Source organism: Acidicapsa acidisoli, from assembly GCF_025685625.1.
Classification (GTDB): Bacteria; Acidobacteriota; Terriglobia; order Terriglobales; family Acidobacteriaceae; genus Acidicapsa; species Acidicapsa acidisoli.
This window is the reverse complement of record NZ_JAGSYI010000001.1, coordinates 1,393,108-1,411,563: the sequence shown is the minus strand read 5'-3', so window position 1 is coordinate 1,411,563 and position 18,456 is coordinate 1,393,108. Positions and strand designations below refer to the sequence as shown.

Annotated in this window: 13 protein-coding genes; 7 read left to right on the top strand and 6 right to left on the bottom strand. The window is 57.8% G+C overall.

The window, feature by feature from the left end:
- Nucleotides 1-49: 49 nt before the first annotated feature.
- The 4 genes from OHL23_RS05590 to OHL23_RS05575 all read left to right on the top strand — a co-directional run bounded on the left by OHL23_RS05590 (nucleotide 50) and on the right by OHL23_RS05575 (nucleotide 7,779).
- Nucleotides 50-2,797, top strand: a complete 2,748-nt coding sequence (locus OHL23_RS05590) for an ABC transporter permease (RefSeq protein ID WP_263350784.1) — start codon at nucleotides 50-52, stop codon at nucleotides 2,795-2,797.
- Between the two features lie 69 nt (nucleotides 2,798-2,866).
- A complete protein-coding gene (locus OHL23_RS05585; RefSeq protein ID WP_263350783.1) occupies nucleotides 2,867-5,599 on the top strand; it encodes an ABC transporter permease in 2,733 nt (910 codons plus the stop codon).
- A gap of 141 nt (nucleotides 5,600-5,740) precedes the next feature.
- Entirely contained in the window at nucleotides 5,741-6,289 is a 549-nt protein-coding gene (locus OHL23_RS05580) for a DinB family protein (protein ID WP_263350782.1), read from the top strand.
- 458 nt (nucleotides 6,290-6,747) lie between these two features.
- A complete protein-coding gene (locus OHL23_RS05575) occupies nucleotides 6,748-7,779 on the top strand; it encodes a YncE family protein (RefSeq protein WP_263350781.1) in 1,032 nt (343 codons plus the stop codon).
- Between the two features lie 361 nt (nucleotides 7,780-8,140).
- On the opposite strand, the gene OHL23_RS05570 is transcribed toward OHL23_RS05575, so the two are convergent.
- Entirely contained in the window at nucleotides 8,141-8,437 is a 297-nt protein-coding gene (locus tag OHL23_RS05570; protein ID WP_263350780.1) for an RcnB family protein, read from the bottom strand.
- 418 nt (nucleotides 8,438-8,855) lie between these two features.
- Here OHL23_RS05570 and OHL23_RS05565 point away from each other — a divergent pair, with 418 nt between their 5' ends.
- Complete coding sequence (locus OHL23_RS05565) at nucleotides 8,856-9,416, top strand: GNAT family N-acetyltransferase (RefSeq protein ID WP_263350779.1); 561 nt, start codon at nucleotides 8,856-8,858, stop codon at nucleotides 9,414-9,416.
- Here OHL23_RS05565 and OHL23_RS05560 read toward each other — a convergent pair.
- The 4 genes from OHL23_RS05560 to OHL23_RS05545 form a co-directional block, all read right to left on the bottom strand.
- Nucleotides 9,409-9,906: a low affinity iron permease family protein gene (locus OHL23_RS05560; protein ID WP_263350778.1), complete on the bottom strand. Its 498-nt coding sequence runs from the start codon at nucleotides 9,904-9,906 to the stop codon at nucleotides 9,409-9,411. The two genes, OHL23_RS05565 and OHL23_RS05560, sit on opposite strands and share 8 nt — an antisense overlap.
- A 224-nt stretch (nucleotides 9,907-10,130) precedes the next feature.
- Entirely contained in the window at nucleotides 10,131-10,982 is an 852-nt protein-coding gene (locus OHL23_RS05555) for a 3-keto-disaccharide hydrolase (protein WP_263350777.1), read from the bottom strand.
- 215 nt (nucleotides 10,983-11,197) lie between these two features.
- Nucleotides 11,198-12,265 (bottom strand): YncE family protein, encoded by a 1,068-nt coding sequence (locus OHL23_RS05550; protein WP_263350776.1) that lies wholly within the window; start codon nucleotides 12,263-12,265, stop codon nucleotides 11,198-11,200.
- 209 nt (nucleotides 12,266-12,474) lie between these two features.
- Nucleotides 12,475-13,377, bottom strand: a complete 903-nt coding sequence (locus tag OHL23_RS05545) for a DUF3300 domain-containing protein (protein WP_263350775.1) — start codon at nucleotides 13,375-13,377, stop codon at nucleotides 12,475-12,477.
- Nucleotides 13,378-14,293: 916 nt separating this feature from the next.
- On the opposite strand from OHL23_RS05545, the gene OHL23_RS05540 reads away from it, so the two are divergent.
- Nucleotides 14,294-15,667 carry an FAD-binding protein gene (locus OHL23_RS05540; RefSeq protein ID WP_263350774.1) on the top strand — a complete coding sequence of 458 codons (1,374 nt, stop codon included), beginning with the start codon at nucleotides 14,294-14,296 and terminating at the stop codon, nucleotides 15,665-15,667.
- A 39-nt stretch (nucleotides 15,668-15,706) separates the two neighbouring features.
- Here OHL23_RS05540 and OHL23_RS05535 read toward each other — a convergent pair whose 3' ends face one another.
- Complete coding sequence (locus OHL23_RS05535; RefSeq protein ID WP_263350772.1) at nucleotides 15,707-16,930, bottom strand: multidrug effflux MFS transporter; 1,224 nt, start codon at nucleotides 16,928-16,930, stop codon at nucleotides 15,707-15,709.
- 431 nt (nucleotides 16,931-17,361) lie between these two features.
- On the opposite strand from OHL23_RS05535, the gene OHL23_RS05530 reads away from it, so the two are divergent.
- The gene (locus OHL23_RS05530) at nucleotides 17,362-18,399 is read left to right on the top strand and encodes a toll/interleukin-1 receptor domain-containing protein (RefSeq protein ID WP_263350771.1); all 1,038 of its coding nucleotides are present in this window, start codon (nucleotides 17,362-17,364) and stop codon (nucleotides 18,397-18,399) included.
- Nucleotides 18,400-18,456 lie beyond the last annotated feature (57 nt).

The window sequence follows — 18,456 nt, the reverse complement described above, 5'->3', positions numbered from 1 at the left end:
CGAAGCGGTGCTAACTCGCTAACTAGCTAATCAGCCAGGATGGTTCCAGATGAACTTACTATCCAACCTCAAATCCGGCCTCCAATCCCTCTTCCACAAGCAGCTCATCGACCGCGAACTGAACGAAGAGCTGCAAAGCTACCTTGAAGCATCCGCGGCCGACAAACAGCGCTCCGGCATGAGCCCCGAAGCCGCCCAACGCGCCGCACGCGCCGAAATGGGCAGCCACAACTCCGTCAAGCACCAGGTCTGGTCCTCCCGCTGGGAATCGACCATAGACAGCCTCCTGGCAGACATCCGGCAGGGAATCCGCACCCTGACCAAAAGTCCTGGATTCACCCTCGTCGCCGTTCTATCGCTCACTCTCGGCATCGGCGCGAACACCGCCATCTTCACCCTCTGCAATGCCATCCTTCTTCGTCCGCTTCCGGTCCAAAAACCAAAGGAACTGCTCCTCTTCGGCGACGGCCACGCTGCCGGCAGCACCGGGTCCGTTCCGGATGGCCGTATGTCGCTTTTCTCCTATGCCTTCCTTCACGACTTTCGTCGGCAAACTTCCTCCTTTTCCGGCATCGCCGCCGTCAATAGCATCGAATCCAATTCCAAAGCCTCTGTCGCCGGCGGCGCCTACGAAACCACCCACGTCGATCTCGTTTCCGGCAGCTATTTCTCCGCCCTCGGCGTCCCCGCCTTCCTGGGCCGCACCATTGGCGATTCCGACGACCAGGCCGCTGGTGCAGGTACCGTCGCCGTGGCCAGCTATGCATGGTTCCAACGTCACTTCCAGGGCGACCCCTCTGCCCTCGGCAAAGTTATCCGCATTCAGTCTCACGACTACACCCTGGTCGGCGTCGCCCGTCCTGGCTTCTTTGGCGTTACAGTCGGACAATCCGCCGATCTCTTTATTCCTCTCTCCATGGAAAAGGAAATCTCCCCCGGCTGGAACGGCCTCGACAACAAGTTCTTTCAGTCCCTCTATCTCATCGGACGCCTCAAACCCGGCGTCACCGCCGCCGAGGCCACGGCCGAGACAAATCTGCTCTACAAGCAAATCATCCGTGGATTCCTTGGCCCCCAGCCCTCGCAAAAGCAGCTCGCTGACATCCAGCACGCGAGCGTCGAGCTCACTCCCGGCGGCCACGGCGTACCCCGGCTCAGCAATTTCTTCTCGCTTCCGCTCAAGATTCTTATGGCCATCGTCGCGCTTGTGCTCCTCATCGCCTGCGCCAATATCGCTAACATGCTGCTTGCCCGTGGCGTCGCCCGTACCCGTGAAGTAGCCCTCCGCATGGCGCTCGGAGCCTCACGCCAGCGTATCGTCCTGCAGCTTCTTACCGAATCGATGCTGCTCGCTTTGATAGGCGCTGCCGCCGGCATTGCTCTAGCCTGGAAAGCCGGCGCTTATCTACTGAACATGGCCTTGGCGAGCCCAGACCCGGTGCCAGTGGATGTCACCCCCGACCTGCCCGTCCTCGGCTTCACCCTCGCAGTTACCGTCCTCACTGCATTGCTCTTCGGCACGCTTCCCGCCTTCCGTTCTACGCAACTCGAATTCTCCCCCGCTCTCAAAGACGGCCGCGGCAGCTCAGCGGCCCGCACGCGAAGCATGCTTTCCCGCTCGCTCATCGTCGGCCAGGTCGCACTCTCCGTTCTGCTGCTCATCGCTGCTGGCCTCTTCATTCGCAGCCTCGCCAACCTCGCCAGCGTAGACACCGGCTTCGACAAGCGCAACGTCCTCATCTTCTTCCTCGATTCCAGCACCGCCAATCTTCCCCACCACACCCCCGAAGAAATCCGTTCCGTCCACCTTCAGGAACAGATCGAATCCCGCATCCAGACCCTTCCAGGCGTGCAGTCCACCAGCTTCGCCTTCTTCACCTTCAATGGAGGCGCATGGACCGACCAGGTCCTCTTCCAGGGAATTCCACGCACTCCTGAGAACAACCAGCAGGTCTTCTTCAACATCGTCGGCAACGGCTTCTTCTCCACCATGAGCATTCCCCTCGTCGCCGGACGCACCTTCAATGTCCACGACACCCAGACCTCGCCCAAGGTCGCCGTAATCAACCAAACCATGGCCCGCCGATTCTTTCCCAACCGCTCGCCCATTGGCCAGCGCTTCGCCATCGGAGAAACCCCCGATCATCCCGGCGAGATCGAAGTGATCGGCGTTATCAAAGACGCCAAGTACACCGCGCTCGATGAAGGATCACTCATGGCCGCCTATTTCCCCTGCACCCAAAACCCAGGCTTCTTCGACAACTTCGCGGTGCGCTACACTCCCGGTGTCAACACGCAGCCGCTCATTTCACAAGTCCGCAGCACCATAGCCGACATCAACCCCAACATTCTCGTCAACAACGTCAGCAGCCTCGAAGAGCAAGTCGACCGCTCCGTCGCCACGCGGTCGCTCATTGCCCGTCTCTCCTGCTTCTTCGCGCTTCTCGCCGTCTTCCTCGCCTGCATCGGCATCTATGGCCTTCTCAGCTACTCCGTAGCCAGCCGCACGAGTGAACTCGGCATCCGTCTCGCCCTCGGCGCCCAATCCCCCGCGCTGGTGTGGATGATCCTCCGCGAATCCATCCTCCTGCTCATCGTCGGCCTCGCCATCGGCGTTCCCGTTGCCATGACCTCCACGCGCATTCTCAAGAGCCTGCTCTACGAGCTAAGCCCTCTCGACCCCATAGCCATTTCCATCGCCATTGGCGCCGTCGCCATGATGACCTTCGCCGCCGCGTGGCTGCCCGCCCGCCGCGCGACCAAAGTCGACCCCATGGTAGCCCTCCGCTGCGACTAACCATGTCGTTCGCTAACTTGCTAACCCGCCAACTCCGCGAAGCGGTGCCAACTTGCCAAAGGACGATCAATGAACTGGCTCAAGAACCTCAAATCCGGCCTCCAGTCCCTCCTCCACAAGCAGCAAGTCGACCGCGAACTCGACGAAGAGCTAGCCAGCTACCTCGAAGCCTCCATCGCCGACAAACAGCGCTCCGGCATGAGCCCCGAAGCCGCCCACCGCGCCGCCCACGCCGAAATAGGCAGCCGTAACTCCATCAAGCATCAAGTCTGGTCCTCGCGCTGGGAATCCACCCTCGACAACCTCGCCACGGACATTCGTTTAAGCATCCGCGCCCTCTCCAAAAGCCCCGGCTTCACCCTCGTCGCGCTTCTCTCGCTAACTCTTGGCATCGGTGCAAACACCGCCATCTTCACCCTCCTCAACGCCATCCTGCTGCGCCCCTTGCCCGTCCAAAACCCGCAGCAACTCATCCTCTTCGGCCAGGGTGGAGCGATAGGCAGCACCGATAACCTCAACAACGAGAGCTGGCAACTCTTCTCCTATCCCTTCTACCGCGAATTCCGGACCAAATCGCAATCCTTTTCCGGCATCGCCGCCCTGAGCAGCATCCAGTTCGGCAGTCACGGCTCCGTCTCCGGCGGACGACCGGAACAGATGCGAATCGACATCGTTTCCGGCAATTACTTCTCCGTCTTCGGCGTAGTACCAGCCCTCGGCCGCACCCTTGCCGAAGCCGATGAAGGAGCCCCAGGAAGCGGCCCAGTCGCCGTCATCAGCTACGCCTGGTGGCGGCGCCGCTTCGGCGGAGATCCTGCCGTACTCGGCAAGACCGTCCGCATCGAAGCCCACAACTACACCATCGTCGGCGTCGCCCAACCCGGCTTCTTCGGCGCCACTGTCGGCCATCCCGCCGACCTGTGGATACCCCTGTCCATGGAAAAGGAGATATCCCCGGGCTGGCACGGCCTCGAAGACAGGAACTTCCACTCACTCTTTCTCATCGCCCGCCTCAAACCCGGCGAAACGGCCGAACAAGCCTCCATCAACACCAACCTTCTCTTCCGGCAGATCCTGCGCAGCGACTACGCGGGCTCCTACCCAATACAAGGCGAATCCACTGGCATCCAACAAGCGCACATTGAGCTGACCTCCGCCGCCCGCGGTTTATCCGGCCTTCGCCGCATGTTTTCGCTTCCACTCAAAATCCTCATGACCATCGTCGCACTGGTCCTGCTCCTCGCCTGCGCCAACATCGCCAACATGCTCCTCGCCCGCGGCGTCACCCGCGCCCGCGAAGTCGCCGTCCGCATGGCCCTCGGAGCATCGCGTGCCCGCATCATCGTCCAGCTCCTCACTGAATCCGCCCTGCTCGCACTCATCGGCGCAGCCTTCGGCATAGCTCTCGCGTGGAACTCCAGCGCACTGCTCCTTCACCTGGCCACTCCCGGCGAGACGCCGGTTCCGATCGATCTCACGCCTGATCTCCCCGTCCTCGCCTTCACCCTCCTGCTCACCGTTCTGACGGCGCTTCTCTTCGGCGTCGCGCCTGCCCTCCGCGCCACTCGTCTCGAACTCACCCCAACTCTCAAGGAAGGCCGCGGCAGCGCGCCCACCTCCACACGAAACACGCTTGCCCGCAGCCTAATCGTCGGCCAGATAGCGCTCTCGCTTCTGCTCCTCACCGCCGCCGGTCTCTTCCTTCGCAGCCTGCTGAGACTCACCAGCGTCGATACGGGCTTCGACCGAAACAATGTCCTCGTCTTCGGCCTCGATGAAAGCGCCGCCAATCTCCCCGTTGACAATCGCCTCACTCTGCTCCAGCAACAGATCGAAGATCGCGTGCAGTCCCTTCCCGGAGTTCAGTCAGCCAGCTTTTCGATGTTCACCTTCAACGAGGGCCAATGGTCCGACGACATCATCGTGCAGGGCATCCCGCGCAGCCCCGAAAACAGCCAGGATGTCCTATACAACGTCGTCGGCTCCGGCTTCTTCAAGACCTTCGGACTGCCGCTCCTTGCCGGCCGCAATTTCAGCGCGCAGGACACAGTGAAATCTCCCGTAGTCGCCATCATCAACCAGAACATGGCACGCCATTTCTTCCCCAATCAATCCGCCATCGGCCACCACTTTGGCTTCGGCGAAGACCCCGTCCATAGCGGAGACATAGAGATCATCGGAGTCGTCAAAGATGCGAAATACGTGGCTCTCGGCGAAGCCCCCGAGATGGCCGCCTATTTCCCCTATTCCCAGCGCATCCAGTACTTCAGCAACTTCACCGTCCGCTACACCGGAGACCCGCGCCCCGTCATTGCCGCCATCCGCCAATCCATCGCTCAGATCAACCCAAACATACTCGTCAGCACCGTGTCGACTCTCTCCGAAGAAGTCGACCGCTCCATCGCCACTCAGAAGCTCATCGCCCAGCTCTCCGCCTTCTTCGGTGCGCTCGCTGTCTTCCTCGCCTGCATCGGCATCTACGGACTGCTCTCCTACTCTGTCCTCCGCCGCACCAATGAAATCGGCATTCGCCTCGCCCTCGGCGCGCAATCCCGCGCCCTCCTCTGGATGATCCTTCGCGAATCGGTCGTGCTTCTCGCCCTCGGCCTCGCAGCGGGCATACCCATCGCCCTCGCCTCCACCGGAATCCTGCGCAATCTCCTCTACCAGCTCAGCCCAGGCGATCCGTCAACCTTCGCCGCCTCGGTCGTCATCGTCACCGCGATGACCCTGCTCGCCGCGTGGCTACCAGCCCGCCGCGCCACCAAAGTCGACCCCATGATCGCCCTCCGCTGCGACTGACCACTCGTCACAAAATCCCCCTTGCCACCCACATTCCGGTGACAAGTTCGCTTCTCCAGCCGCTATACTTCTCCAAATCCGCAGAACCCGATCCGCTGACCCAGACCCGCAGACCCAGATCCGCAGAAAAGGACCAAACCCATGCGAAAGCTCGCCCTCCTCCTGCTCCTGACCCTCCCCATCGCGGCCCCGTCTTTCGAAGCACAAGCCCAAAACAAGAAGTCCCCCACCGACCTCCGCGGCGTCCTCCTCGAACAGCTCCGCACCACCCACACCGAAGAAGACTGGTTCGTTCCCGTCAACATCGCCGTAGCCGGTCTCACCGCCGAACAGGCCAAATGGACCCCTGGCAAAGACGTCCACTCCGTAGGCCAGCTCACCAACCATCTCCTCTTCTGGAACACCCGCGAACTCGCCGACCTGAAAGGCGAAAAGGCCCAGCCATTCAGCGGCAACAACGACGAAACCTTCAACAACTTCGACGCCGCCCAATGGGCCGAAACCGTCAAAAGACTCGACGCCGTCCTAACCGAGTTGGAGAAGATCGTCGAAGCCGCCGACGACAAGAAGTTGGCCGCCAACGCCTCGCTAATCGCCCACATCGGCACCCACAACGCCTACCACATCGGCCAGATCATCTACGTCCGCAAACTCCAGGGCTCCTGGGATCCCAGCAAAGGCGTCAAATAAGCCCGGTGGCTGCAACTGATAGAGACGACTCCCGGGTGGTGGGTCAGTTTGAAGGATACGGGCTTCAGCCCCTGAGGGTTGGCCTTTATTCAAACTGACCCACTACCGACTCCCGCCGCTTCGAGCCTATTAACCGATCAGTAATTTTCGAATTGCCCACAATCAGCCGGAACGGCGGAGCCGAGCCACGTTGTGGATGAACGAGAGATTTGGCTTGTTGGCGATATGTTGTCATCGAAGCGGAATTCTGTGTTTACGTTTCGAGGCGCCAAGTTGAAACTGAACCCGTATTCTTGCGCTGCTAAGCTGGATTGCCGCTAATATTCCCGCAGCGAGCTTCAATCGGAGGCTCCACGCAAATGATTTTGTCTTTTCCCCAAGAACTGCTGACCTTAAGCAGGACTTAATGAGGAGCTTCTAAAGTGGTAGAGAAATCTAACTTCAGGAGCACCTCAAAGATGCGATATGTGAAACACCTCAGCACACTTCCAGGATTCCTCTTCTACGCTTCCATCGCGCTCCACTCCGCTCAAGCACAATCTGGGTGGCATCTGGAAAAGACCATTCCGGTAGGCGGAATGGGGGGCATGGACTATCTCACCGTCGATCCTGCGACACACCGCCTCTACGTTCCACGCGGCACTCACACGATGGTGATTGACGCCGATTCAGGCAAGACGCTCGGGGATATTCCGGGCCAGCAAAAAGCTCACGGAGTTGCCATTGTTCCGAAGCTGCATCGAGGCTTTATCACCGATGGCGGGGGCAATGGCGCCATTACTGTGTTCGATCTCAAGACCAACACTGCGCTTGGCGTGATTGCCGCGGTACCGGATGCAGATGGCATCATCTATGACCCGGGCACCGACCGCATCCTGGTCAGTGCCGGAGACAGCAATAGCCTGATCACGTTCAAACCCGACATCGATCCGAAATCAGGCAAGATCGAAGCTCCGATCCCGCTAGGCGGCGCGCCCGAATTTCTGGCTGCCGATGGTGCGGGCAAAGTGTATGTCAATCTTGAGGACAAGGACACCGTGGCTGTTGTCGATCTTTCTGCGCGGAATGTGATTGCTCGCTGGCCGGTAGCGCCCGGCGGCTCACCGGTGGGATTGGCCATTGATAAGCAGCGGCATACCCTGCTCATTGGCTGCCGCAAGCCGGCAAAGATGATCGTGATGAGCACAGAGAATGGCAAGGTGCTTGGCGATCTGCCCATCGGCACGGGCGTGGACACGACCAAAGTTGGGGGGAAAGAAGCTTTCGCCAGCAGCGGAGACGGTACGCTCGCAGTCGTCAGCCAGTCCGCTGATGGCAAATACGAAGTTCAGTCAGTGAAAACTGCGCGTGGAGCCAAGACGATGGACTTCGACTCAGCGAACGGCAAGATATATCTTCCTACTTTCGACTTCGAAGAACTGAAGCCCGGTGCCAATGGACGGCCCAAAGCATTGCCCGATACCTTCAAAATCCTTGTTGTCTCCCGTTAACAAAATGCCCAGCCGGTCGTGGGATTCAAGGATGCAGGGGTTCTTATTCTCTTCATATCTTGAGAACCTATCCACCGCCAATCGTCGACGACCTGCTGGGCATTAACTCGGCACTCACCTCGAGCAGTGAGTTTGCCAGTCCAGACGCGAAGATCCACGAATTTCCGACTTCGGGGTGGTTTACCCAGCAACCCGGAAGTTATCCCAAAACAGGTGTAACATTCGGATCTGCGCCCATCCAACCCCAACGAACAGATACCTTCTTCATTCACTCGCTCCGGCGAACGAAAGACATAAAAATCCCAGGCCGATCTGAGAGATGCGACCTGGGATTTCTTCTTCAACAAAAGGTTGCGGCAGCTTAGTGATCGTGGGGAGCCTGGCGAACAGAAACGATCGTTCCGTCCTGTTTCGCCATTACATAATTTCCATCGATCTGACGCCACTCATGTCCCGCTGGCGGACGGCGAAGGTGGTTTTGCTGGTAATCGACCTTTTCGCCTCTGTTCCAGTCTTCCTGCTTGATCTTTGAGCCCGCCCTCCATTCGGTATGTTGCTTGTAAGTGTGGTTGTCCTGATGATCCTGGGCCATCGCGGGCATGCTTGCCAGAGCCATAGCCAGGATGGGTAGTGCCAATGCTGCTCGAATCGATTTCATGAATACTCCTGAGAGGAAATCTCTGTAGGGACGACATTGGTGGGGTCTTGCACGCGTTTGCTTCTTCAGAAAGCTAAGATCAGGTTTACGTCGTCTGCTGAATGCAGGCTGCTCAATACTGCACAGCTCGTGCTGGCTCCAATTTAAATTAACAATTCCAATCTCACCGGGAACCGTCCGGTCGCTCTAACTTGCTCGTAGCCCTTCGAGTTCTGGCCGGATAACAGCGAAGTCATAAGTTACTGTCTCATAAGCAAGTCTCGCACATCTTCAGCACGGATGATGCTGCGCATTCCCTTGAAGTGCCGGTGAAAAAATTCCGTCGTACGCAGCGGCAGAAGAAAACTTCTGCGATTCACCGTCCCCCTGTTCGCTTTCGCGTTCTTCGGTTCCTCATCACGCTGCTATATTGCCTTCCATGGGCTGTCTCCTCCAAACGCCACGCCTCATCCTGCGCCCACTCCAGATCGAAGACGCAGAACAGGTCCAGCAACTTTTCCCTCAATGGGAGATAGTGAAGCACCTGAACGCCCAGGTTCCGTGGCCATTCCCCGCGGACGGCGTCCTCAACCACTACCGCACCCACAGTCTCCCCGCCATCGAGCGCGGCGAAGAGTGGCACTGGACCTTGCGCCTCAAAACATCCCCGGAAGTCATCATCGGCGCCATCAGCCTCATACAAGGTGAAAACAATCGCGGCTTCTGGCTCATCCCCGAGATGCACCGCAAAGGCCTGATGACCGAAGCCGTAATCGCCGTCAACGACTACTGGTTCGACGTCCTCAAATTCCCCGTCCTGCGCGCCCCAAAAGCCATCGCCAACACCGCTTCCCGCCGCATCTCCGAAAAGACCGGAATGCGCGTTATAGCCACAAAAGAAAGCGACTACGTAGGCGGCCGCCTGCCCACCGAACTATGGGAAATCACCGCCGAAGAATGGCGCAAATGGAAGAAGGCGCAAGCCAGACAGCTCAATTAAGTGATACGTTATCCCCCGGCAATTCCGCTGGTTCTGCCGCTTTAATCTCCTCGAACTTCGCCTGAATCGCATTCAACTCCGGATCGCTCAGGCTCTCAATATCGATCATCTGATTCCGCGCCGAATCAATCGCATGAATCAGTTCATTCAGCTTCAGATTGATCGCCCGAGCATCCCTGTTCTGCGTGTTCTGAATGAGAAACACCATCAGAAAAGTGACAATGGTCGTACCCGTATTGATCACCAGCTGCCACGTATCGGAGTAGCGAAACACCGGCCCAGTGAGCGCCCAGACGACAATCACCAACCCCGCCCCTGCAAAGGCCCACTTCGATCCCAGCCACGTAGAGGCTCGGGCCGCAAATTGACCAAACCAGTCGCCACCGCGCGACGATCCCTCATTTGGCGCCGTCTGCTCGTTCACCTTTTCCTCAATCTTCGGGAGGGTATTCACTCTCGGTCGCTGCTTGGTCGTCGGGCCATCTTTCATGCGCCCCATCATACCCTCGACTGTCGCAAGGAAGTGTTCGGAGCAGCACACAAACGCAAAAGGCGGCCTAAACAGGAAGAGAATTACTCCCGATGCACCAGAACGCTATATTCGGCCGGAGCCCCATCCTTCACCTGTTCCGTGCATGAAGGATGGGGAGTACGCAAATCTATCAGGCCATTAGCGTCTTACTTGGTATCGCCACGACCCACCGTCAGATCTGTCTAAGCTAACGATTTCACTTCAATCCGCCTGAACCAGATCTCCGCAAATTCGATCTCGATAGCGATCTTGCCCCGCGTCAGCGAAATAAACTGGCCCGCGTTCTGCGGATCGGGCTGTTGCAGCCTGGTTGCCACGTTGACCGTTCTTCCGTTCACGATGTGCGCGGCCCTGTCTCCCTGCCACAGCACCTCAACGGTGTTCCACTGATCGAGAAGCTCGAAGTTGCCGTCTTTGATAAACCTGCCTCCAATCGGTTCCGGCGGAGTCTGAGCGGAGCCATGCGAAGCTGCTCCCGGCTTGGGCCATCCCGTCACCGGATTGATTCCCTCGCCAAACAATCCGTTTCCATGATGGTCCTGAACTCCCCGCGTGCCCACCATAAAGAAGTCCCCCACATCGCCTTCCTCAATCTGGCATTCCACACACGTAGGCCATACCTTGTCCTCTCCCACAAGCCCGTAGAGCAGGCCGTTGTCGCGCTTCGGCGTATAACGCGGAGCATGACGCTTCACGCCCCATTTGTACTCCACCCGAATGTGAACGTTCTCGAATTCCTGGTTCGTTGCAATATAGCCCGGCTCTGCTGGAACCACGCCCTCCTCATTACCCATGATGTGAAGCATCTCTTCTTCGATAGTCACCATCCCATGCGCTTCGGCAAATCCCTTTCCCGACTTCTGCAGCATGGTGTACCACCCCGTCAGATCCCGCCCATTCAGCAGCGAAACCCACCCATCCGCGCCCGGAGCCGGAAGCGGAGGAGTTGTCGTCTCAGCAAAACCACAGTAAGAGAAAAGAGCAGGCGTCAGGGCAAGCGATGAGCCGGCCCTTAGAAAGTCACGACGATTCATGTATGTCTCCAGGTTTTAATCTTGTACATATTTGCACTTGCTTCCTGTTCGCCCTCAAGCGAAAGCCGAGTAGCCCAGCCTCAGGTTTTTCTATTCTAAAGACACAAGTCCTGCCCATCCTTCGCGCGTTCTGTGCGGAAGGATGGGACAAGCAAAATCTCAATGTTTATGGATGGCTTTTCCTATTCCCTATTCCCTGTTCTCTATTCCCTGCTTTATCTAGCCCACGCCAACCCGTCCGAAACCTTCCCCGTATCGATCATGCGCCGCACAGCCCAAGTCCCAGTATCGATCTCCGCCACCTGTCCCGAGTGATCGCACGAAACATACGCCCTCTTGCCATCCGGCGTCACCAGCGCCTCCTGCGGATGCGTCCCCGATGCAAGGTCAATATTCCGCGCCACCGCCATCGTCTTCAGATCGATCACCGCGATCTTGTTCACAGCCATCATCGGCACCAGCAGCCACCGCCCATTCGGAGTCACGGCAGCCCCATACCCAAAACTCTCCATCGGAATCCGCTTCGTCACCGTCCTCGTCGCCGTATCGATCACATCCAGCTCCGGCTTCGTCTGGTCCGAAGTAAAGACCATCTTGTCGTCCATCGAAATCGCAATCCGCTGCACCGACCCCGCCACCGGAATCACCTTCACAGGATTCTTCCAGCTCCCATCACTCTTCCGCGTCAAGTCCAGCACCGAAACCGTCCCTGGCCCCACATTCGCCGTATACCCCCACTTCCCGTCATGCGAAACGGCAAGCATATGCGACTGTTCCTGCCCCGTAGAAATCGTCCCGACCACCTTCATCGTCCTGGGATCGATCACCGAAATAGCCCTGGCCAACTCCGAAGTCACATACAGCAGCCCATCCGGATGCCCCGCTACCGGAGGCCCCTGCACCGGCAAATGCGGCCGTACAGCCTTCCCCGCATAGTTGGCGCTGAAATCGATGCGGTTCACTACCTTCTGCGAAGCAAGGTCGATCACCACCATTTCGCGCCCATCCGACCCCGGCTTGCCCACCCCCGAGTCGCCATAGATCGGCACATAAGCCCGCTTCCCATCGAGCGAAGCCGCAACTTCATGCCCCGTATCCTTGCCCGCAAGCTTCCCCTCGGAAACCGTAGCAATGACCTTGCCCGCAACAGGATCGACAATCCCCAGGCTCTGCGTTCCCTTGACAACCACCAGCAGCTTGCCACCCGTCTGCGCGCCACAAACGGCAGCCGCCACACCAAATAAACCCATCACAACCAGCCCAGACAACATACGAACCAGCATCAAAACCGCCTCCTTGGCGAACCGATCCACTATAACCCAAGCCACCCAAGTCACGGCCCGGGCATGGATGCGAGCTTTACCTTCTCAGTGTGTTAGCGATTGGAATTATGGCCAGAAGAGGAGGTGGGTAGCCGTGAAAAACGAAAGGGACGGCCAGATTAGCCGTCCCTCAGTTGCAGTGTGGCATGGCCTCAAGCTGAGACTTAAAATCAGCGTCGGTGGTTACCGCCATGGGAATTGTGAGCCGCAGCCGCCCCGTGTTGAAACCCGTGATTGTAGCCGGCTCTCGCTCCCGCATGAAATCCAGCTCGGGCGCCGGCACGAGCACCGGCATTGAATCCCGCGCGCTGGCCGGCAGCAAAGCCGTGGTTGAAACCAGCCGCGTGGGCATAGCGGGCATTGAAGGCGCGAGCGCCGGGATCGCGATCGAAGTGGCCGTAGTTGCCATGATTGATCACAGTAACCGAGCGAGAGATATAGGTCGCGTGGTTGAATGCGACAAAGGGGTGTGGTCCCCAGCCCATTCCCCAGTGTCCCCAGCCCCAGCCAAAGTGCGCAAAGGCGCCAATACCGATGCCAACGCCGAAGGCGATGCCGACGCCAAGACCCACGCCGATTGCAACTCCAACAGGCGGAGGAGGCGCATACCACGCATAGTACGGGTGCCATCCCCACATCGCCCACGGGTCGTAATACGGCACATAGACGACTGCCGGATTAGCCGGCGCGATCACGATGTCACTGGGAGCGTATGTAACTGCCAACTGGGGCGTAGTACGCAGCTTTCCGGATTTGTATGCTTGCTGCCGATCCGCCTGCACAGCGCTCATCACATCAGACGGCTGGTTGTAATACGCATTCCCAAGTTGAGTGGTCCAGTCAATATTGCGGTCCATGTTGGCCAGCACCGAGGGGAAAGCCGTAAGCGCCTTCACGCTGGGGTCCCAGTTCTGGCCGTCGACCATCTGCGACATCTGAGCGGGAGAAACGCCCGGATGTGCCTGGACAAACCGGTCAGCATCGACCACCTGCGTTGGATACGTCCCAGCCCCGAGAACCTGCGCAATGAGGGAATCAGGGTACAACGCGATGGGAGCAACGAGCTGATGCAATTTATCCGGATCCAGCTGCTGATAGGCCTGCGGAGGTTGCCCATTCGGCGGTGGTGCGCTTTGGTTCGGCGGGGTCTGAGCGTACGAGACGCTCAAGACGCCAAGGGGTCCGATTAACCAAATCAACAAAAATGCAACGCCGCGACGGACGAGATCGCGACCAATAGCAAGAAGGGCACGCTGTCGACTTCGAGTCAAAGAAAAAGGGGAAAACAAGTAGGTCATGGTGTGTCGCTTAGAATTCCTTTCTACGTTGATTGATGCGAATCGCGGGCACTGTCCCAAATGACCGTCGAGCATTAACTTGCGCGAATATCTGTTTGTTATGCAGCAGCGTTTGATCTGCTTCATGACATCTATTCGATTTCCACGATCATCCCCTCGAATTTGCGGACAGCGAACAGCGCAACAGAGGTGGCACAATAGATTTCACATCGAAAGTGTGCGATCCGGGCGATCAACATGTTCCTAGGCTACCGGGAGTACGACCCGCGGCGAAACACGAATGAAGGTAGACATTGATACACCCGATCGGGTGTATCGAGATGGCTGAAACCATGAACGGCATCGTTGCCTTGCATTATGAAAAACACCTGTGCGGCTTGGAGCGTTTCTCGCTTCACACCAAGTCTCCAAGGCGTGAATCCGCGAGCCTGATGGCAAATTCACAAGTTAAGAGTATGTCGCCGCCTACTCAGAAATAGACCCACAACTCCCCCTCAGATTCTGCCCAGAATCCTCTTGACTTCAACCAACTCCGGTAATACGCTGAGTCCGATTTTTCACGCATTACAAGGCCGGCGTCAAGCTCCCAGGTCCGCCAGCACGCGCAGCCATTCCCGCCATACTCCGCAGAACGTTTTCTGTCCATTCCAGCCACCGCTCGTGCAGAGTTAGACAGCCAAGGAGGCCTTTCATGCCCAAGCAAGTCACCAACTACGATGGCAGCATCACCGCCTCACCGCAGCAACTCGTCTACCCCGAAACAGTGGCAGAGATTCAGGCCATCCTCAGCGACCCCGCGACCTATCCCAGCCCAGTACGCGCCATGGGCAGCTACCACTCCCTCACTCCATGCGTCTCCACAGACGGCACCATCCTCAACATGTCAAAAATGGCGCAAGTCATCAACATCGACAGCACCGGCATGACCCTCACCGCCCAGGCCGGCGCCACTATCCTCGATGCCTCCAAAGCCCTCCGCGCCCAGAACCTGCAAATGATGCTTAACATCGAAATCGGCAACATGACACTCGGTTCCGCAGCCTGCTGCCACAGCAAAGACGGCCTCGACGGTATCGAATTTGGCCAACTCTGTTCCTACGTCATCGCCATGCGCTGGGTCACGCCCTCCGGCCAGCTCGCGGAAGCCTCCGAACAAGGCAATCCGGACCTGCTGCGCACCATGCGCTCAAGCCATGGTCTCTGCGGCGTAATTTATGAAGTTACCTTCCGCATCAAGCCCATCGAGACCATTCATCTGACCTATCTGCCCCTCTCGATAGACACGCTCACTCAGGATCAAGTCGATAACATCATCGATAACTCCGAAGGCCTCGTCTGCTGGACCGTCAACCGCACCGCAATCTTCCAGCAGCGCCACAAGGTGGCCGAAGCCGGAATCCTCTCCACGCTCCTCGCCGACATTCGCCGCCTTCTCTGGAATTTTGAAGGCGCCTTCCTCGGCCAGCTCATCGACCGCTTCGCCAAGGACCCCACACTCCGCGACGCGCTTCAGCAAGGCGATTTCGACGCAGCCAAGCTGCTCTACTCCACCCTGCACATCCTCGGCGGCATCACTATCCTCGCCCCCGACAAGACCATCAACTACGACAACACTCCGGACTTCGCCAAGTACGCCTTCACCTTCTGGGCATTCCCGCGCTCCGCATGGCTAAACGCCCTGCGCGCCTATCTTGACTTCGCCGACCAGTACTTCAAGACCACCGGCTTCCGCTGTAACATGCCCCTCGGCTCGTACCGTGTCCGTCCCGATCAGCACTCACTCCTGTCCTACACCTATGACGGAGAAATGTTCTCGCTCGATCCCATCCACGCTCCCACCGACCAGGCCGCATGGGCCGCTTTCCTTCAGGCCTTCAACGATTTCGCCTATCAGAACCACGGCATCCCGCTGCTCAACCAAAGCCCGTTTGTACTGCGCCAGCACGTCGAAGCAGCCTTCGGACAGCGCTGGCTTCAGTTCTCCGCCGCCGTGCGCGCAGCAGATCCCAACGGCCGCATGTTGAATCAGTTCTTCGCGAACCTGTTATCCCCGCCCGGCAGCTAAAGCATTTCAGGGAAAGGTGTATACCGAACCGTAAATGCCTTAGTGGATGAGAACGGTTTCTGTTTCTTCGGTCTCGACTATTTCGCCTATGCTTAGTCTCCCAACGACGAGAATCAGCAGCGATATCACGGCGGTCGCGGAGAGCAGAGTTACAACGGCCTGCGCGCCGAGCAATCCGATACCCATGGAGACCACCGCGCCGGTGCCCGTCTGCAGAAAACCGAGTAATGCCGATGCCCGGCCCGCGTCGCTTGAGAAGGGCGCGAGGCCGATGGCAGCCGCGTTGGGATAGGTAAGTCCGATGCACGAAAGGAAGATGAAGAAGAGCACCAGCGTTGCAGGCAGACCGACAATGTGCATACGCATGCCAGCGAAGAAGATGACGCCGATGAGCACCTGAAGGAACAGTGCTCCCACAAATATCTGCTGGCTGGTAAATTTACGCAGCATGAGCACGTTTAACTGGTTGCCTCCGATAAAGCCCATGACCAGCACAGCGAAGACGACGCCAAAGGCGCCAGTGCCCATGTGGAAGCCGTCCATGAAGAGGATAGGAGAACCGGCGACGAACGTGAAGAGGCCCGCGAAAGAAAATGCTCCTGCAAGGCTGTACGTGAGGAATTGCGGCTGTCGAAGGATGCGCCAATAACCGAGCAGAATCGAGCCGAGATGGAGTGAAACGGAGTGATCCGGCTGGTGCCCTTCGGGAAGCAGGAAGAAGATCAGCGCGAGGATGACGAAGGCGATCGTCGCGAGGAGCGCGAAGATCCATTGCCATCCAAGGCCTGCCATGAGCGCGCTACCCATGGTGGGGGCGAGCAGCGGCGAGACGCCGATCATGAGAAAGAGCAGCGAGAACATCTTCGCGCTCTCTTTGACCGGGAAGAAGTCTCGCACCATCGCGATGGCTCCTACCTGGGCTACGCAGCCGCCGAGGGCTTCGAGAAATCTTAGGCCGATGAAGGTCTTCAGGTCGGGCGACAGTGCGCAGCCGATCGAGGAGAGGATGTAGATCGTCAATCCCAGATAGAGCGGACGCTTTCGTCCGAAACGGTCGAGCAACGGTCCATAAAAAATCTGGCCAAGCGCGAAGCCGACAAAGAAGGTCGACAGCGTAAGTGAGATTTCGGAGGTTGTCGTTTCATATGCCGCGGCGATCTTTGAGAATGCGGGCAGGTACATATCGATGGCGAAGGGTGTAACGACGCAGAGCGCTCCGAGAAGAGGGATGATCCATGCATTGTTACGTTTTTGAACGGGCATTTTGAGGCAGGGTTTTCCTTTTAAGAAATTGGGTAAAAATGTCGGTCGAGCGTTCCGGGGAGCTATTTGAAAGATTCAAAGAAACGGGTGCGCGGAACTTCGGGGTCTCATTCAGGATATCCGCGGAAACCGCGAAAACGCACTGTGAGTGTTGCTTGTGCGGTCGGGACGACGGTGTGGCTTCGGGTTTAGGAAGCCTCTGTCAGATTCGATGCAGCATATGGGGCTGCCGATCCCGAAAGTGGTGCGGAAACTACCAGACGCGGGTGTAAGCCCTGCAAATTCTACGGAATTTAACTCAGGCGGCAGACTTTTATGAAATCCCACCCTTGCTGCAAAGAGCGCGTCAAGGATGGGGCCCCGCCATATAGCAACCTGAACATGTCATAATTCGTGACACGTCGTGGACTCTCTTTTCCGAATTGTTTGAGATGACAGGAATTTTCATTAGCTACCGGCGAGAAGACAGCGGTCCCTACGCGGGCCGATTGTACGATGCCCTCGTTCACCATTTTGATCGCGATCATGTGTTTTTAGATGTCGATTCAATCAGCCCCGGAGAGGACTTTCGCGAGGTTCTTCAGCGGACGTTGTCTTTGTGCAAAGTGCTGCTCGTAGTAATCGGGAGGCAGTGGACAACTGTTCGAGACAGGGCCGGGAGGGTCCGGCTCGACGTCGAAGGTGACTATGTCCGCGCGGAAATCACCTTTGCCCTTCAAAACGGGCTACGCATTATTCCGGTGCTGGTCGGCGGAGCTGAAATGCCGGTAGAGGAAGACCTGCCTGCGGAGTTGCAGGCTCTCCTGTACCGCAATGCCTGGGACCTGTCTGACAGACGCTTTCATCAGGACGTGCAGGTGTTGATAGCTTCCATTGGACAGGCATTCGACGGCGACAAGACGAAAACTGCGGGGTCCGGAAGATCCAATCGGACTTTGGAAGTCCCCGAGTTGGAGTCTGCCGATGTCGGGCCGTCGCTGTTTCCGCTCTATGGCGTCGTGTTGGGGAAGACGACCACGAGTCAGCTTGAGAAGATTGGGTCGAGAACGTCCATGATCGATAAAACAACTGGAGAGCCCTATTTCACCTATGAGGTGAACGGCCAGGAATTCAGTTACGACGAAGAATCCGGGATCTGTATCACGATGTACCTGACCCGTGACACCGACAAGATACCAGAGCAATGGCAAAAACTCGGATTAAGTTGGGATAACTCCTATGACCAGTGGCTATCCGTGCTGCAGGGGTTGGGGTATTCCATCGAAATTACAGCGGAGCCGCCAAGCCTGGAGAGATCTCTTGAGGGGCTTTCAGATCTGGACGAAGGGGAGTCCGGTAACTTTTCCGCCAGCATTGACGGCCAAATCGATGGCCCTACACCTCACAGGATCACCTTGGACTTTGATTTTGAACAGGGGACCTCAAGTACCGCTGGGACCCTTTACTCGATTTTCATTTTTGATTCATAGGACTGAACCGAGTCACCTGGGTCACACTCCCTCTCGGGGAAACGTGGCCTACAGCGA

Excerpts from the sequence above, each read along its gene's own strand:
- OHL23_RS05530 (WP_263350771.1), top strand. The coding sequence starts at position 17,362 with ATGACAGGAATTTTCATTAGCTACCGGCGAGAAGACAGCGGTCCCTAC.
- OHL23_RS05560 (WP_263350778.1), bottom strand. The coding sequence starts at position 9,906 with ATGAAAGATGGCCCGACGACCAAGCAGCGACCGAGAGTGAATACCCTC.
- OHL23_RS05575 (WP_263350781.1), top strand. The coding sequence starts at position 6,748 with ATGCGATATGTGAAACACCTCAGCACACTTCCAGGATTCCTCTTCTAC.
- OHL23_RS05585 (WP_263350783.1), top strand. The coding sequence starts at position 2,867 with ATGAACTGGCTCAAGAACCTCAAATCCGGCCTCCAGTCCCTCCTCCAC.
- OHL23_RS05590 (WP_263350784.1), top strand. The coding sequence starts at position 50 with ATGAACTTACTATCCAACCTCAAATCCGGCCTCCAATCCCTCTTCCAC.
- OHL23_RS05535 (WP_263350772.1), bottom strand. The coding sequence starts at position 16,930 with ATGCCCGTTCAAAAACGTAACAATGCATGGATCATCCCTCTTCTCGGA.
- OHL23_RS05565 (WP_263350779.1), top strand. The coding sequence starts at position 8,856 with ATGGGCTGTCTCCTCCAAACGCCACGCCTCATCCTGCGCCCACTCCAG.
- OHL23_RS05555 (WP_263350777.1), bottom strand. The coding sequence starts at position 10,982 with ATGAATCGTCGTGACTTTCTAAGGGCCGGCTCATCGCTTGCCCTGACG.
- OHL23_RS05550 (WP_263350776.1), bottom strand. The coding sequence starts at position 12,265 with ATGCTGGTTCGTATGTTGTCTGGGCTGGTTGTGATGGGTTTATTTGGT.
- OHL23_RS05570 (WP_263350780.1), bottom strand. The coding sequence starts at position 8,437 with ATGAAATCGATTCGAGCAGCATTGGCACTACCCATCCTGGCTATGGCT.
- OHL23_RS05580 (WP_263350782.1), top strand. The coding sequence starts at position 5,741 with ATGCGAAAGCTCGCCCTCCTCCTGCTCCTGACCCTCCCCATCGCGGCC.
- OHL23_RS05540 (WP_263350774.1), top strand. The coding sequence starts at position 14,294 with ATGCCCAAGCAAGTCACCAACTACGATGGCAGCATCACCGCCTCACCG.